Consider the following 15,391-nt stretch of genomic DNA (forward strand, 5'->3'; position numbering starts at 1 on the left):
TCAGACCGAACGGACCCAATCCATGACTGCCCAGATCCATGTCGCCGTGATCGGCGGCGGTGCCGCAGGCACTTCGACCGCACTTGCCCTGATCGAACAGGGCGCCCGGGTGACGCTTCTCGATGCGGACGCGCTTGGCTCTGGCTCGTCCGGGCGCTCGGTGGGCGTGGTCGGCACCCAGATGACCGACCCGTTCCAGATCGAACTGCGCCGCCATTCCATCGCCCGCTTTCGCGATTGGGAGAGCCGGGGCCTGCGCTTCAACCATATCGGCTATCTGCGACTGGCGCGGACCGAAGCGCAGATGGAGGCGCTGGAACGCTCGCAGCGGATGCAGGCCGGGGCGGGGTTCGAGGCGCGGCTTTACCGGCGGGACCAGCTGCGCGAGCTGGTGCCGCATCTGTCCACCGAGGGGCTGGCCGGCGGGATATTCGGGCCGAACGACGGCTTCCTGGATCCCTATGAACTGTGCAGCTTCCTTGGTGCGCAGCTTCGCGCAAGTGGCGGCGCGGTGCGGCAGTTCTGCAAGGTGACCGGGGCCCGTCGCACTCCCGGCGGCTACCGGCTGGAGACGACCGGCGGGCCGGTGGACTGCGACGTGGTGGTGAACGCCGCCGGCGCCTGGGCGCCCCGGATCGCCGCGCTGTTCGGCCAGGTGCTGCACATCCACGCCGAACGGCACGAGGCGCTGAGCGTGCTTCTGGACCAGCCGCTGGGCTATGTGATGCCGATGGTGATGGACCTGATCGACGGCCAGGGCACCGGGCTGAACTTCCGCCACGAAAAACCGACCGAGCTGATCTCGGAGATCCACAAGGTCGAGACCGCGCCCTCGGAAAACCCCGACGCCTACAACGACCAGTGCGGGGATTCGGCGCGCGAGATGCTGGCCGAGCTTCTGCTGGAGCGCCTGCCCGACCTGCCCGGCGCGCGGCTGGGACGGGGCTGGGCCGGGCTTTATCCCGAGACCTTCGACCACCGGCCCTTCGTCGGCCCGCTCGATCCGGCCGAGCCGGGACTGGTCACCGTGGGCGGCGGCGGCGGCTACGGCATCCAGCTTTCGCCCGTGATGGGGCTGATCGGGGCGGACTGGGTGCTGCGGGGCCGCCCGGTCACCGTCGCCGGGGCCGAGGCGCTGCTGCCCACGCCCGACCGCAACCGCCCGCTGCGCGAGGTGCTGTGATGGCCGGGGAAGTTCAGCCCATCGTCTCGCTCAAGGGTATCAACATCCGCTACGGCACCCATCACGCGGTGCGCGACGTATCGCTGGACATCGCGAAGGGCGAGGTCGTGGCGATGGTCGGCCCCTCGGGCGCGGGGAAGAGCACGCTCTTGCGCGCGATCAACATGCTGGAGACCCCGGCCTCGGGGACGCTGCATGTGGGGGATATTACCTTCGCGCTGGACCGGCCGCTGGGACAGAAGGACCTGCTGGCGCTGCGGCGTTCGACGGGGATGGTATTCCAGCAGTTCAACCTGTTCCCGCACATGACGGTCCAGCGCAACATCTCCTTGCCGCAGATGCGGGTGCTGGGCCGATCGCGCGAGGAAGCCGACCGCGTGACCGCGCGCCTGCTGGAGCGGGTGCATCTGGCCGACAAGGCGCAGGCCTATCCGGCCCGTCTGTCGGGCGGGCAGCAGCAGCGCATCGCCATCGCCCGGGCCCTGGCGCTGGACCCGCAGGTGATGCTGTTCGACGAGCCGACCTCGGCGCTGGACCCCGAGCTGGGGCTGGAGGTGCTGTCGGTAATGCGCGAACTGGCGGCGGAGGGGATGACGATGATCGTCGTGACGCATGAAATCGCCTTCGCGGCCGAAGTGGCCGACCGGGTGATCGTCATGGCCGACGGCCAGATCATCGAGGAGGGCCCGCCGGATCGGGTGATCCGCAACCCCAGCCTGCCGCGCACGCAGAAGTTCTTCCGCGCCATCCTGGAACGCCACTGATGCTGGACACGTTCATTGCCCTTCTGCACGGCGTGCCGGTGTCGCTGGCGGTGACGGGGCTGGCCTTCGCGCTTGGCGCGGTGCTGGGCGTGCCGCTGGTGCTGATGCGTCGGTCGGGCCACTGGATGCCGCGTCTTCTGGCCCGGACCTACATCGAGATCGCCCGCGGCATCCCGCCGGTGGTCTGGCTGTTCATCATCTTCTTCGGCCTGGGCAGCGGCATCGTCAGCCTGACGCCCTTCCAGGCGGCAAGCCTGGGGATGGGGCTGATCTCGGCCGCTTATCTGGCCGAGATCTACCGGGGCGGTTTCCTGACCCTGCCGGCCGGGCAGGACGCCGCCGCAGTCGCGCTGGGGATGACGCGGGCAGACCGGCTGCGCTTTGTCCTGGCCCCGCAAGTGCTGCGCGTCTCGATCCCGCCGATGGCGACCTTTCTGGTCAGCCTTCTCAAGGACACCACGGTGGCATCCACGATCGGGGTGCGCGACGTGATGATGCTGGTGACGCAACAGGCGCAGGCCGCGGGCGGGGGCTTCGCGCCCTTCATCTCGGCCGCGGTGCTTTACATCCTTCTGTCGATCCCGGTGGCGCTGCTGGCGCGGAAGATGGACGCCCGCCTGCGCGCGAGGACCTCGCGATGACCGATCTTCTGACGAACTGGGCGGACTGGCTGCCGCAACTGCTGAAGGGGCTCGGGATCAGCCTGCAACTGACCGGCTTTGCCCTGGCCCTGGGCCTGCCGCTGGGGCTGGTCCTGGCGCTGGCTTCCTCGGCCAGGGGTCCGGCCCTGCGCTGGCCCGCCGTCGCGCTGGTCGAGATCGGACGCGGCGCCCCGGCGCTGGTGGTGCTGCAGATGGTCTATTACGGCCTGCCCTCGGCCGGGCTGAACCTGAGCGCCTTCCTTTCCGGGGCGATCGCGCTGGGGCTGACCACCGCCGCCTATACCAGCGAGATCCTGCGCGCGGGCATCAATGCCGTGCCGCAGGGCGAGGTCGAGGCGGGCCAGGCCCTGGGCATGACCCGGCAGGACATCCTGCGCTTCGTGGTGATCCCGCAGGGCGTGATCTTCGCGGTGCCGGCGCTGATGGGGTTCGCCATCCTGATCTTTCAGGCCACGGCGCTGACCTTCACCATCGCCATCCCCGAGCTTCTGGCCCGCGCCTACCGGATCGGGGCGGCGACCTACCTCTACCTCGATGTCCTGATCCTGGCCGGGCTTGTCTACCTGGCCGTCACCATTCCGTTCGGCTGGCTTGTGAACCGGGCCGCGCGGCGTCTTGGCAGCCATCTCGGCTGACCGCAACCCAACAGGAGAACCCATGAAGACCACCACCCTGACCAGCCTGGGCCTTGCCCTGACCCTGATCGGCGCGACCTCGGCCCTGGCGCAGGACTGCGCGCCGAAACATGCCTTCACCACCCTGGCCGAGGGCACGCTGACCGTCGCCCTGACCAACACCCCGCCCTATTCGGCCGAGGTCGAGGGCAATGTGGGCGGAATCGACGGCGACCTTCTGAAACGCTTCGCCGAGGAAAATTGCCTGACCATCGCCTACGAGATCTTCAACTATCCCGGCGCGGTCTCGGCCGTGCAGTCGGGCCGCGCCGATGTCGCCATCGGCGGCTTCTATCGCACCGCCGCGCGCGACCAGGTGGTCACGCTGTCGACCCCGGTCTACCTGGACCAGCTGGCCGTGACCTCGAAGGCCGGCTATTCGACCCTGGACGAGCTGATCGGCAAGAAGGTCGGCACGGTCGAGGGCTATGACTGGGTCATGGAGATGCAGGACACGATCGAGGGTTCGACCACCTATCCCTCGTCGCTGAACCTGGCGCAGGACGTGCAGGCCGACCGGCTGGACGCGGGCCTGGAAGGGTTCGGCGCGGCGGTGGTGCTGCATGCCGGGACCGATGTGAAGGTCACGCTGCTGCAGGCCGACGAGCGCATCGCGGCGACGACGCTGGCCTCGCAGACGGCGTTCCTGCTGCCCAAGGGCAACGACGATTTCGTCGCGGCGATGAACGCCAGCCTCGAGGACTATCGCGGCGCGGGCGTCATCGCCGAGGTGCTGACGGCCTATGGCCTTGACCCCTCGGCCGCGACGGTCGGCGACAGCCGCGTGATCGAGTAGGCAGAGGCCCAGCCGGACCTGGCCCGCCGCACCATGCGGCGGGCCTATCTTTTCCATGGCAGAAGCGGATTGTTGCCCTTGGACCCCGCGCCGCCTAAGCAGGGGGACAGACGCATTTCACGGAACACCCACAGGATGCCCGCCCCAGACCAGCGCGACAAACCGCTCGAGCGGTATCTTTCGGTCCTGGAGCTGCTGGCGCCGCAGCCCGATGGCCTGACCCCCGGAGAGCTGGAGCGCGCGCTGGACCTGCCCAAGGCGACGATGAACCGGATCATCCATGTCCTGCTGGACAGCGGGTTGATCGCAGGCTCGACCGGGCGGGCGCGGGCCTATCGGCTGGGGCCGCGGATCCTGCGGTTGCTGACCGGCGCGCATGACCTGAGCTGGCTGGAGCGCATCACCGAGCGCCCGTTGCAGGACCTCGCCGGGGCGACCGGGCAGTCGGCCTTTGTCGCCTGCCTGTTCGGGGCCGAGGTCCGCTCGGTCAACTGCGTCGCGCCGGATACGACGGTGCGCTTCCACATCGTGCCGGGCACCGGGATGCCGCCACATGCCTCGGCGACGGCCAAGTCGATCCTGGCCTTCGCCCCGCCCGAGGTGCTGGAGGCGGCGCTGGCGGTCGAACGGACGGCCTTCACCCCCCGCACCATCACCGGGCGCGCCCGGCTGGACGAGGAACTGGCCCAGGTCCGCGCGCGGGGCTATTCCATCGAGCATGGCGAGCATGTCCTCGGCCTTGCCTCGGTCGCGCGGCCGATCCCCGGCGCGCAGGGCGAGGTCCGCTTTGCCGTGGGCCTGACCGGGCCGGAGGGAAGCATCGTCGGCCCGCAGATGGAGCGCAACCTTGCCGCCCTGGCCACGGCGCGGGACCAGCTGGCGAAGGTGCTGTCGCTGCCGATGCCCTGACGGCCCTCAGCCAAGGGCAAGCCAGGCCGCCGTCGCGGCGGTCGCGGCGGCCGCGCTGATCCCGGCCAGGGGCAGCCAGAAGCGCGCGGGCCCGGCGAGGGCGGCCAACCCCATCCGGCCCAGCGCGTTCGCGGCGATCGCGATCAGGATCGCGGTCCCGAGCATCGGCAGGTCCAGCGTCGGCGTCTGGAGCCGCAGGGCGCTGAGCACCGCGACATCGACATCCAGCAGCGCCGACAGCGCCGAGGCGACCGGCAGGCTTGCGCCGCCGAAGCGGGCCACCAGCGCCGCGCTGGCGGTGGAGACCAGCGCGAAGACCGCCGCGAACACCAGAAGGGTGCGCAGCTCGAACGGGTTGCGCAGCGTGCCCTCGGGCGTGAGCGGCTCGCGCTGGCGCACCAGCATCGCCAGCCCGGCGCCCCCCATCACGAAAGCCGCCGCCAGGGCGGGCGGGGCGACCAGCGGCAGGACCTCGGGGCGCAGCAGCGCGATCACGACCTGGACCCGCAGAAGCGAGACCAGCGCCGCCAGCGCCGCCGCGCCGACCAGCGGGCGGACCTGTCCCGCGCCCGCGGCCATCCGCGCCAGCGCCACGGTGACCGCCGTGGAGGAGGCCAGCGATCCGGCCAGCGCGCTGACCAGAAGGCCGCGCGTCGGGCCCAGCACCCTGACCGCGATATAGCCCGCAAAGGAGATCGTGGCGATCAGCACGGTGAAGAACCAGATCTCCCAGGGGTTCAGCCCGCCCCAGGGATCGACGGCCCGGTCGGGCAGCATCGGCAGGATGATCATGGTCATCACCGCCAGCATCAGCGCCGAGCGCAACTCGATCCAGTTCAACCGGCGAAGGCTTGCGTGCAGCATCTCGCGCCCGGCCAGAAGCGCGGCCAGCGCCGCCGCCCCGGCGGCCGCGACCTGGGTGTCGCCGCTGACCGCCAGCCCGCCAAGGCCGAAGACGCCAAGCCCGGCCATCACGCTGGTGACGCTGAAATTCTCCTCGTGGCTGGATTCGTGCAGCTGAAAGACGCCGTAAAGCCCGGCCATGCCAAGGAACCCGGCGGCGAAGACCAGCGGAGAGCCCATCTCCTCGGCCAGCGCGGCGAAGACGCCGCCAAGCAGACCGAAAAGTCCGAAGGTGCGCAATCCCGCCGTGCGGCTGCCGGCCCGCCCCTCACGCTCGCGCCAGCCGCGTTCGAGGCCGACCAGAAGGCCGATTGCAAGCGCCACCCCCAGCCGGAAGAACTGATCCTGCATATCCGCCCCGATCCCTGCCCGGCGCCAGACTAGGACGGAAGCCGGAGGCGGAACAGGGGTCAGCCGTCGGAAGGGGCCGGACTGCGGCGCGCGGGCCAGAGCAGGCGCTGGTCGCCGCCCAGCTTGGAATTGCCAAGCTTCTTGATGCGCCTGACCTGCGCGGCAAGCGCGGGATCCGGCTGCAGCCGCAGGTAGGCGGGCACCCAGGCAAGCTCATGGTCCCGGGGCCTTTTTCCGGGGCCACCGACGGATTGCGCCTTGCCGGTGATCGCCACGACCGGGGCCGGATCGGCAAGCCCGGCGATGGTGAAGCCGACGATGCGCGGGATCGCCCGGTTGCAGGCGGTGAAAAGGCCCGGCCGACGCTCTTTCAGCAGGGCGGCGGTCACGACCAGCGGGGCCACGGCATGAAGCTGGTAATGCAGCGCCAGCCTGCCGCGCCACATCTCGTTCGGCAGGCTGCCATCGGCATCGGCGGTGCAGGCCACCAACTCGGCCGATCCGGCGCCCCAGTCGATCAAGGCCGGATCGTTCAGCGTGAGGCCGACACGGGTCACCGCCAGCCCGGCCCAGGCGCGCAGGTTGTTTTGCGAGGCGCGGGGCGGAGCCTCGGCGTCGAACCAGGCCATCGTCTGCCGCGCCCGGGCGCGCAGCCAGTCCTCGATCACCCGGTCGCGCGGCGTGCCGGGGGCCTTGTCCAGCACGGCCGCATAGGCGAAGGCGATCCCCCCCACCCGCGACGGGGCCGAGAGATTGGCGCCCTGCGTGGTCAGCTTGCTCAGCGCCCCGGCCTTCGCCCAGGCGCGGATGCTGTCCATGACGCAGGCCGACGCCTTTGCCACCGCCTCGGGCTTGCTTTTCGGATCGTGCAGGATGTCGGTCTGGCGCGCGAGGTCGGCGATGAAGTCATCGATCGGCTTCAGCGCGGCGGTCACCGCCTTGTCGCCCTCCTCGTCAAAGTCGCTGCGGTTCTTGCTGTCCTCGGCATAGCGGCTGCCGAAACCCAGCGAGACGACGGGCTTGCTGTCCGAGGGGCAGATCTCGGCGGCGAGCGGGCCGGCGAGCAGGCTTAGTCCGAGGGCAAGGGTGCGCAGGGTCATTGTCCGACCTCCGTCGTCAGTTCCAGGGTCCGCAGCCGCTGGGCTGCATCCGTGTCGCCCAGATCGGCGGCCTTGCGCAACCAGACAACCGCCTCGCCCCGCGAGGGGGTTACGCCGATGCCGAAGACCAGCGCATCGGCATAGTCGATCATCGCGGCCGGCTCGCCCGCCTCGGCGGCGCGGCGCAACCATTCGGTCGAATCGATCACCTCGGCCGGGGTCGAGGCGGATTTGCGCAGGATCAGCGCATATTCCCGCATCGCGACCGCGTTGCCGGATTCCGCCGCCGTCAGATAAAGCGCCGCCTCGTCGATGCTGCGATAGGCGATGGCGCGGATCTCGGGCGTCGCCGTGCGCAGGCGCCCGAGAGCTGCGGGCAGTTCCTCGGGCGCGCTGAAGCGGACCAGGTCCACGAACAGCCCGGCCGCGATCTCGGGATCGTATTCGGGGGAACTGCGGTGCGAATAGATGTTGAGCAGCCGGTGGATCGCCACCCGGCTGCCGTCGTCGCGGGCGGCCTCGTAGAAGGCAAGGATGCGCGGCTCGTCGGCATCGGTGCCGTAGCGGCTGAAGACATCCGCCAGATCGGCCAGCGCCGCGCCCTTGCCCTGCGCCAGGTATTCGGCAATCCCGAGCCAGCGTTCCAGCAGCGCACGGTCGCCGGAGCGGCCGACGGCATCGGCCAGGCGCAGGGCCTCGTCGAAGGTGCAGCCGGTGATCGCGGTGGCGCGGCGCTGGTAGTCGTCGAACACCGCCTTGTCCTTGATCAGCGGCAGGGCCAGAAGCAGGGCGTCGAAATCGCCCCGGGTGTCGATCGTCTCGGCGTAGCGGCCATAGACGGCGGCGAGGTTCGGGAAGGTTTCCGGGTCGGCCAGGGGCAGCAGCGCCATGGCATCGCCATTGCCGCGCTCGGCCAGCGGCAACAGGAGGTCCAGCGCCTCGGCCTGGGCGGCGGCGTTGATATGCCCCTCATCCAGCAGGGCTTCGGCCAGTTGGGCGCTGGCCGAGGTTTCGCCCCGACGCACGGCCTGGCGGAAAAGGTCGAGCGCCGCTTCCCGCGCCGCCGGACTGCGGGCGGCCTTCAGCGCAAGGCTGGCGCGGGCGGTGGTCACGCCGGGGAAGCGGGTCGCGTAGTCGGTCCAGAAGGCCAGTGTCCGGGCCGGGGCGCCGCGCTTCTCCAGCAGATACATGTATTGCGCGATGGCGGAGATGCGGCCGTTCAGGGCCTGGGTCTGGACCTCGGCCTCGGCGATCGGGTCGGGCGTCGCGGCAAGCCTTGCAAGCTCCTCCGGCGTGAAGTCGACGGCGATGGTCGCGGTGCTGTCCGCGGCTCGGACCCAGTAATCCGCCTCGGCCACCTGCGGCGCATCGGGCGCGCGGCAGATGAAGGCGTTGGAAAGTTCCAGCAGCGGATCCACCTCGCCGCCCGAGACGACGACCTGGATCAGCTGGTCCATGACCTTGTAGAAATCGGCCGGGGTCCGGGCGGCGCGGAAACGCATCGGGGCGGTACGCTCCATCGCGGCGTATTCGCCAAGGTCGATCGCGCGATCCAGAAGCTCTTTCGCCTCGGCCTCGCCGGCCCAGCGGCCCTTCTGCCTCAGCACCTCCTCGGCCATGGAGATCAGCGCCCAGGCAGGGGCCCTGGGCGAGGCGGCCAGGTCGGACAGCGCCTTTATGTAGCGCGGGGTCCATTGCGGATCGCGGCGGGACTGCGCCTGCAGGAAAAGGACATGGCTGGCCGCGCCGGGCGCCCAGTCGCTTGCGGCGGCGGCGGCATAGGTCGCGTCGGCGGCCTCCAGATCGCGGGGCACCAGCGCGCCGTCGGCCTCGACCCGCGCCAGCGCGGCCTGGGCATAGGGCAGCCCGGCCTCCGAAGCCGCCGTCAGGTAGTGCAGGAGGACGTCGTTGTCCTTGGCGATGTCCTCGGCCCGCAGGTGCATCTCGGCCACCCGCCAGGCCGAGATCGCGTCGCCAAGATCGGCCGAAAAGCGGAACCAGCGTTCGGCCAGGACCGGGTCGCGGCTTACGATGTTGCCGTTCATGTATTCCCGGGCGATCCGGTTCACCCGGTCGCAGATCAGCGGGTCCAGCTTGCCCAGAAGCGCGCCGAAGGCCATGGTGACGCCCAGTTCCGGCGGCACGTCCCAGCCTTCGACCGGCCCGCCCTGATTCTCGCGCTCGACCAGATCGAGGATCGCATCGGCATTGCCGCCGAAGGCCGCGGTGAGAAGCAGCGCCTCGCCCTTCTCGGTGTCCCGTTCGATGCCGACGCCGCGCATGAGATAGCCCGCAAGCAGGTGCTGCGCCCGCGGCGTCTGGCTGAGGTCCGTCGCCGCCAGCTTTTCCACCAGCCCCTCCTGCTGCAGTTCGGCCAGGTGTCCGGTGGCCAGCAGCAGCTCGATCCGGTCGATCAGCATGTTGGCGTCGGAATATTCCGGGTCCAGCGTACGGAAACCGGCCTGCACAGCGCTGGCCAGGTCGAACCAGCGCCGCGGGTCCAGTTCGATCAGGCGGCGCAGGTCGCGCTTGATCAGCCCGGTATCGGTTTCCGGCGGCGCGGCGGGATCCGCGCCCTCCCATTTCGCGACCAGAGCCTCGTCGCTGAGGTTCCGGTCGCAGATCGGGGCCGAGTCCAGCACCGGCGGCTCGAACACCAGGTCCACGGTCGCGGCCCGCGCGGCGACGGGCAGGGCAAGAACCAGAAGGGTGGCAAGGGTGGTGCGGAGCATGGAATCGGCCTTCCTGTCAGGGGGTCACTTCGCAAGCGCGTTCGGCGCGACGGTGGCGGTGTAGCTGCCGCCGGTGCCGGACAGCACGATGGCGACGCCCTCGCGCCGCTTCAGCGCCACGGCGGGGACGGTGGCCACCACCGTCTCGCCGTCGCGCACCTCGAAATCCAGCGTCAGCGGGGCCTTCAGCGCCACCGCGCCGCCGCCGTTCACCGCAACGCCTTCGATCGCCATGGCCTTGGCCTGCGGCACGTAAAGGTCGGCCGAGGCGATGTCGGACAGGTTGTAGAAGGTGACATCGGCCTGCGCCGGGTTGTTGGAGATCTTGTCCACCACCAGCGCCGAGGTCCCGTCGGCCCCCACGACGAAGGAGTAGAAGGTCGCCGGTTCGATGGTCTCGGTGGTGGAGGTCTCGCCCGAGGTGATCTTCACCTCGGTCTCGCCGTCGATCACCACATAGGGGGTGACGCCGCCGTCAACCCTGTCGAAACTGGCCGACTGGATCACCGCGACCGGGGTTCCGGCATCGACGACACGGACGAAGCTGGCTTCGGGATTGGCCACGTCCTCGTACAGGCCGCCGTCCTGGGCCAGGGCGGCGGTGGCGGCAGCGGCAAGAACCACGAGCGACAGGGCGCCTTGGATGCGTTTCATGAATCGTCTCCTTTCGGGGTTGGACAAAGGGTGAGGGCCGAGGTCTCGCGCAGGGGCCGGTCGAAGGTGACGGCGACGCGGGTAAGATCGGGCCTCCAATAGGGTTCCAGCCGCAGGAAGAAGCGGCCGGTGGCGCGCAGGCGGTCGCCGCGCTCGATCCGGATGCTGCGGGTGATGCCGTCGGCGCCTTCCAGCGTGACGGTGGCCACGCGGGACCCCTCGCCGCCGAGGTCGAAGAGGAAGGCATCCGCAGGTTTCAGTTGCCCGGGCTCGAACCGGGCGGCCAGGGTGTCGGGGCCTTCGGGCGCGGCTCCGGTCTCGATATCGCAGGCGGGACCGGCGGCGGCGATCAGCTCGTCCATCGGGACCGGGCCGAATTGCGCAAGACTGTTGTAGATCGGGTTCTCCCAGACCAGGAAGGTCGGGCGGTCCTCGGCAAACTCGCGCGAGGTCAGGTAGGAGGTCATCGCGCCGAACTGGTTGCCGCCGGTGATCGCGTAGTTGACCGCCTCGATCCCGGCATATTCCGACAGGAAACCCGCGAAATTGTTGACGCTGCTGTCCGAGAACGAGGTGCCGACCAGCGCCAGGCTCGCCTCGGCCTCGCCGGTGCCGAAGATGTCCAGCGTGCCCGCCTCGGCGGGGGCGGCCTCGCCCCCCCCGGCGTCGGCGAAGATGTCCGAGGCATCGTTCACCTCCTCGGCGGCGCGGGTGGTGATCCAGGTGGTCGCCTCAACGGGCGGGAGGGAGTCCTTGCAAAAGGTCTGCAACTCGCGCCGGAGGCCGGAGAAGGCGACCTCGACCGGGCCTTCCTGCGAGGTGAACTCGACCGGAGTGACATCGGCATAGGCGGGGTGGCTGCGGATCATCTCGCCGATGGCCCGGGCGGCAAGGCGGGCGCCGGCGGGCGTCCAGTGGAAGTCGGCCTGGAAGAAGACCTTCTCGTCCGGTCCGGCCCCCAGCATCGCGGTCATCAGGTCGGGCGCGGCGACACCGGCCGCGGTCAGGCGGTCGATGACGTCACGGTAATTGGCCTGCATCGTCCCGGCGTCATAGCCATAGGCGGCAGCCTCGGGCGGCAGGTAGGCGGGCATGGCCTGGCCCTTGGTCGGCACGTTGACGAAGATGAGCGTGGTGCCCTGTTCGGCCAGGACGCGGGACAGATGGGCGAGTTGCCCCACGACGATATCGTCCATCGGATGCTGGAGGCGCAGGTCGGACTGCACCCGGTAGAACACCCCGTCCTTGCCCTCGATGCTGGCCGTCGGGGCGTATTGGGTGCGTGAGCACTGGAACTGCGATTGCTGGGCCAGGGCGGCCCCCGGCAAGAGGATCGCGGAGAGAATGAGGGCGGCGCGCATCATCGGGTGGCTCCTTGCAGGGTCTCGGGCCGCAGGCGCGGGCGCAGGCTGAGAGAGACGGTGGTCCAATCCTCGGCCGCCATCGCGGAAGGAGCGGCGGGGAATTCCGGCACGCCGCCGGGCAGCCGGTTCAGCAGCGTGCGCGCGATGGACTGGACGCCGGGGTCGGGGCTGGACAGCGCCAGCTCCAGCGGCCGGCGGGCGGCCTCGGGATCGGGCGGCAGGCCGGGGGCGCCGGTGAAATGGCTTTGCGCCAGGCGGATCCCGGCCTTGAAATCCCCGGCCTCGGCCGCGGCCAGCAGAAGCTCGCGCGCGCGGGGCACGTCCTGCTCGAAGGGCTTGCCGCGGAGAAGGAGTTCCGCCAGCCCGGCGGCGGCCACGGGATCGGTGCGGGCCTCGCGGTCCAGCACCTCGCGGATATTGCGCAGGCGGGCGGGGCCGAACTCGGCCTCGCCGCCGCGCAGGATGGCGACAAGGCGCGGGATGGCGAATTCGCGGTCGGCATAGACGGCGATCGAATAGTAATGCGCCGCATCGTCCAGGTATTCGACCAGGCCCCGTTCCTCCAGCCGGCGGGCATAGCGGGCCGCGGCAAGCCCCTCGCCCGCGTCGGCCAGGACCTGCAACTGGCGGTCGGAGAGTTCCCTCCCCGCCATCATCGACCGGCGCAGGTCCTTCAGCCGGGGGCTGGCCGCGATGGCCGGGGGCAGCACCACATCGGCCGCCACCGGCGTCACCGCCGCCAGCATGGCCAACAGAAGGCCGGCATGCAGCATGGGGTTACGCACCGTGGTCCTCCTTGTCCCCGGCCTCCCAGACCCCGGGGTCGGTCAGATACCGGACCGGGAATTCCCAGATCACCACGTCGGGCGGCGCCGCGCGGAAATCGGCGGAGGCGAGATAGTCCAGCATCGGCCGGGCAGGCCCCTGCCCTTCCGCGGCCAGGTTCAGCACGTCCCGCCCCAGCGCAAGCTTCAGCGACTCGGCGAAGCTCCAGGTCGGGTTGGCGGAGTATGAGGTGCCGATCAGCAGCGTCGCCCCGGCCTGCGCTCCGGCGAAGATGTCCAGGGTCTCGGCATCGACCAGCGGATCCGCGGTGAAGGGAACGGCGGCCTCGGGGGCCAGGCCGACCATGGGGGCCAGGTCGTCGGTGGTGACGAAGGAGACGAGATCGCCGGTAAAGGCCTCGGCTCCGGCGCTGCGGACCCGGAAGCGCGCGTCCCCGACCTGGACCAGGCCCGAGCCGGCAAGCGCCTGCGCCACGGCCCGCGCACCTTCGGGGGTCCAGTGGGTGTCGGTGCGGAAGAAGGCAAGGTCGTGCCGCGCCTCGGCCCGCAGCGCGGCGCGGGCGTCAAGGACCGGCACGTCGCGCGCCCGAAGGCCGGCCAGGAAATCGTCATACAGCGAGGCGATGCCCTTGGCCGCCTCCGGATCGCCATGGGCGACATGGACGTCCAGCTTGCCCGGCACCGGCACCACGACAAGCGCGGCCCCCGCCCGGGCCAGCTGGTCGCGCACCCCGGCGATGCGGTCAAGCTGGCCGTCAAGCGCGCCGGTCAGCGGCCGGACCTCCTCGGCGGTGTAAAGCCAGCCGTCCGAGCCGGTGACGACGCCCTTGCGCCCCTCGCCCATGGTCACGTAGCGCAGCGCGCCCATCACTCCGATCGCCGGGTCGCGGTGCGGCAGCGACCGGCGATAGACCTCGTCCATCCGCGCGGTCAGCGCGCCGCGCAGGGCGGTCGCGTCCAGCGGCACCTCATCCGGGTCGGGGAAACGGGCATATTCCAGGTTGAACACGGCCGCATAGCCGAAAAAGGCCACCGGCAGGACGTATCGAGCGGAACGCAGGACAAGCTGCATCATCGCCTCCTTAGAACTGGAAGTAGAGGAAGGGGGAAAAGCTCTGTTCGGCCAGGCGCATGACCGAGAGCGCGAAGATGGCCGAGGTCACCAGCATCGGCACCAGCGTGTCGGTCGCCGCCAATGCGCCGCCGGGGCCGGAGGGCACATAGTAGCGCCGGACCACGATCTCGCGGGCCATCGGCTCGACGGCGCAGACGAGGATGGCGAAGGCCATGATGACCAGGCTCTCGCGGGTGATCTGCAGCGCGACCTCGACCGGCAGCGACAGGCCGTTCAGGCCCAGCATCCCGGCGTAGAACCCGACCGCCTGGGTGATGTCCGGCGCACGGAACACGACCCAGCCCAGCAGCACGACCAGCAGCGTCAGCGCGACCCGCGACGCAGTGCGCGGGCGCATCGACCAGCCCAGCCAGCGTTCCGCGGCCAGCCAGCCGCCGTGCCAGATGCCCCAGACCACGAAAGTCCAGTTCGCGCCGTGCCAGAGGCCGCCCAGCACCATGACCGTCATCAGGTTGACATAGGTCCGTCCGCCGCTGACCCGGTTGCCGCCCAAGGGGATATACAGGTAGTCGCGCAGCCAGACCGACAGGCTGATGTGCCAGCGCCGCCAGAACTCGGTGATCGAGGCCGAGATATAGGGCGTGTCGAAATTCTCGCGGAACTTGAATCCCATCATCAGGCCAAGGCCCATGGCCATGTCGCTGTAGCCCGAGAAGTCGAAGTAGAGCTGGAGCATGTAGGCCACCCCTCCGGCCCAGGCGAGGGGCGCCGAGGGATCGGGCGTGGCGAAGGCCAGGTCGGCCAGGGGCGCCAGCGTATCGGCGATCAGCACCTTCTTGCCCAGGCCGATGGCGAACCAGGCCATGCCGTCCGCGAATTTCTGCGGGGTATGGCTGCGATGCTCGAACTGGTGCGCCAGGTCCTTGAAGCGCAGGATCGGCCCGGCCACCAGCTGCGGAAACAGCGCGATGAAGGCGGCGAAGTCGAAGAAGTTGCGCGTGGGCTTCGCATCCTGGCGCAGCACGTCCACCAGATAGCTGATGCAGTGGAAGACGTAGAACGACACCCCGATCGGCAGGATCAGGCGCCAGTGGATGTCCAGGCCCTCGGCCGTGGTGCCGAAAAGGGCGGCGAAGCTGTCGATGAAGAAGTTGAGATACTTGAACACACCCAGCACCGACAGGCAGCCCGTCACGCCGATGCCGCACCAGACCCGCGCCCTGCGGGTGCCGAGGTTGGCCGCGATCCGGTGGCCGATGCCGTAGGTCCAGAGCGTCGTGAGGAACAGCAGGAGCAGGAAGTCGAAGCGCCACCAGCCGTAGAACAGGTAGGACCCCGCCAGGATCAGGGCCGAGCGGAAGCGGAAAGGCGTCAGGTAGTAGAGCGCCAGGAAGGTCGGCAGGAACAGGAACAGGAAGATTTCCGAGGAAAAGACCATC

14 protein-coding genes are annotated in these 15,391 nt (G+C 69.9%); 6 read left to right on the plus strand and 8 right to left on the minus strand.

Annotated features, from left to right (window positions below; translation table 11 throughout):
- Positions 1 to 22 precede the first annotated feature (22 nt).
- The 6 genes from ACE3UA_RS12445 (at position 23) to ACE3UA_RS12470 (ending at position 4,988) form a co-directional block, all read left to right on the plus strand.
- Positions 23 to 1,183 (plus strand): NAD(P)/FAD-dependent oxidoreductase, encoded by a 1,161-nt coding sequence (locus ACE3UA_RS12445; RefSeq protein WP_374645538.1) that lies wholly within the window; start codon positions 23 to 25, stop codon positions 1,181 to 1,183.
- On the plus strand, positions 1,183 to 1,947 hold the full coding sequence (locus ACE3UA_RS12450) for an amino acid ABC transporter ATP-binding protein (RefSeq protein ID WP_374645540.1): 765 nt from the start codon (positions 1,183 to 1,185) through the stop codon (positions 1,945 to 1,947). The genes ACE3UA_RS12445 and ACE3UA_RS12450 overlap by 1 nt, the downstream gene beginning before the upstream one ends.
- Complete coding sequence (locus ACE3UA_RS12455) at positions 1,947 to 2,588, plus strand: amino acid ABC transporter permease (RefSeq protein WP_374645542.1); 642 nt, start codon at positions 1,947 to 1,949, stop codon at positions 2,586 to 2,588. Before ACE3UA_RS12450 ends, ACE3UA_RS12455 begins: the two co-directional genes overlap by 1 nt.
- Positions 2,585 to 3,244 (plus strand): amino acid ABC transporter permease, encoded by a 660-nt coding sequence (locus ACE3UA_RS12460; RefSeq protein WP_374645544.1) that lies wholly within the window; start codon positions 2,585 to 2,587, stop codon positions 3,242 to 3,244. The genes ACE3UA_RS12455 and ACE3UA_RS12460 overlap by 4 nt, the downstream gene beginning before the upstream one ends.
- Positions 3,245 to 3,266: 22 nt before the next feature.
- Complete coding sequence (locus ACE3UA_RS12465; protein ID WP_374645546.1) at positions 3,267 to 4,079, plus strand: substrate-binding periplasmic protein; 813 nt, start codon at positions 3,267 to 3,269, stop codon at positions 4,077 to 4,079.
- A gap of 135 nt (positions 4,080 to 4,214) precedes the next feature.
- Positions 4,215 to 4,988 carry an IclR family transcriptional regulator gene (locus ACE3UA_RS12470; protein ID WP_374645548.1) on the plus strand — a complete coding sequence of 258 codons (774 nt, stop codon included), beginning with the start codon at positions 4,215 to 4,217 and terminating at the stop codon, positions 4,986 to 4,988.
- A 6-nt stretch (positions 4,989 to 4,994) separates the two neighbouring features.
- On the opposite strand, the gene ACE3UA_RS12475 is transcribed toward ACE3UA_RS12470, so the two are convergent.
- The 8 genes from ACE3UA_RS12475 to ACE3UA_RS12510 are packed head-to-tail and all read right to left on the minus strand — an operon-like array spanning position 4,995 to position 15,390.
- Positions 4,995 to 6,242: an MgtC/SapB family protein gene (locus tag ACE3UA_RS12475; RefSeq protein ID WP_374645550.1), complete on the minus strand. Its 1,248-nt coding sequence runs from the start codon at positions 6,240 to 6,242 to the stop codon at positions 4,995 to 4,997.
- A gap of 59 nt (positions 6,243 to 6,301) precedes the next feature.
- Positions 6,302 to 7,342, minus strand: coding sequence for an alginate lyase family protein (locus ACE3UA_RS12480; protein WP_374645552.1), 1,041 nt, complete (start codon positions 7,340 to 7,342; stop codon positions 6,302 to 6,304).
- On the minus strand, positions 7,339 to 10,074 hold the full coding sequence (locus ACE3UA_RS12485) for a tetratricopeptide repeat protein (protein WP_374645554.1): 2,736 nt from the start codon (positions 10,072 to 10,074) through the stop codon (positions 7,339 to 7,341). Before ACE3UA_RS12485 ends, ACE3UA_RS12480 begins: the two co-directional genes overlap by 4 nt.
- 24 nt (positions 10,075 to 10,098) lie before the next feature.
- Positions 10,099 to 10,728 (minus strand): alginate O-acetyltransferase AlgF, encoded by a 630-nt coding sequence (locus ACE3UA_RS12490; RefSeq protein WP_374645556.1) that lies wholly within the window; start codon positions 10,726 to 10,728, stop codon positions 10,099 to 10,101.
- Entirely contained in the window at positions 10,725 to 12,092 is a 1,368-nt protein-coding gene (locus ACE3UA_RS12495) for an alginate O-acetyltransferase (protein WP_374645558.1), read from the minus strand. Before ACE3UA_RS12495 ends, ACE3UA_RS12490 begins: the two co-directional genes overlap by 4 nt.
- Positions 12,089 to 12,877, minus strand: coding sequence for a hypothetical protein (locus tag ACE3UA_RS12500; protein ID WP_374645560.1), 789 nt, complete (start codon positions 12,875 to 12,877; stop codon positions 12,089 to 12,091). The genes ACE3UA_RS12495 and ACE3UA_RS12500 overlap by 4 nt, the downstream gene beginning before the upstream one ends.
- The gene (locus tag ACE3UA_RS12505; RefSeq protein WP_374645562.1) at positions 12,870 to 13,949 is read right to left on the minus strand and encodes a hypothetical protein; all 1,080 of its coding nucleotides are present in this window, start codon (positions 13,947 to 13,949) and stop codon (positions 12,870 to 12,872) included. The genes ACE3UA_RS12500 and ACE3UA_RS12505 overlap by 8 nt, the downstream gene beginning before the upstream one ends.
- A gap of 10 nt (positions 13,950 to 13,959) precedes the next feature.
- Positions 13,960 to 15,390, minus strand: coding sequence for an MBOAT family protein (locus tag ACE3UA_RS12510; RefSeq protein WP_374645564.1), 1,431 nt, complete (start codon positions 15,388 to 15,390; stop codon positions 13,960 to 13,962).
- Position 15,391: the final 1 nt, after the last annotated feature.

Origin of the sequence: Tabrizicola sp. (assembly GCF_041919135.1) — a bacterium.
Lineage (GTDB): Bacteria > Pseudomonadota > Alphaproteobacteria > Rhodobacterales > Rhodobacteraceae > Tabrizicola.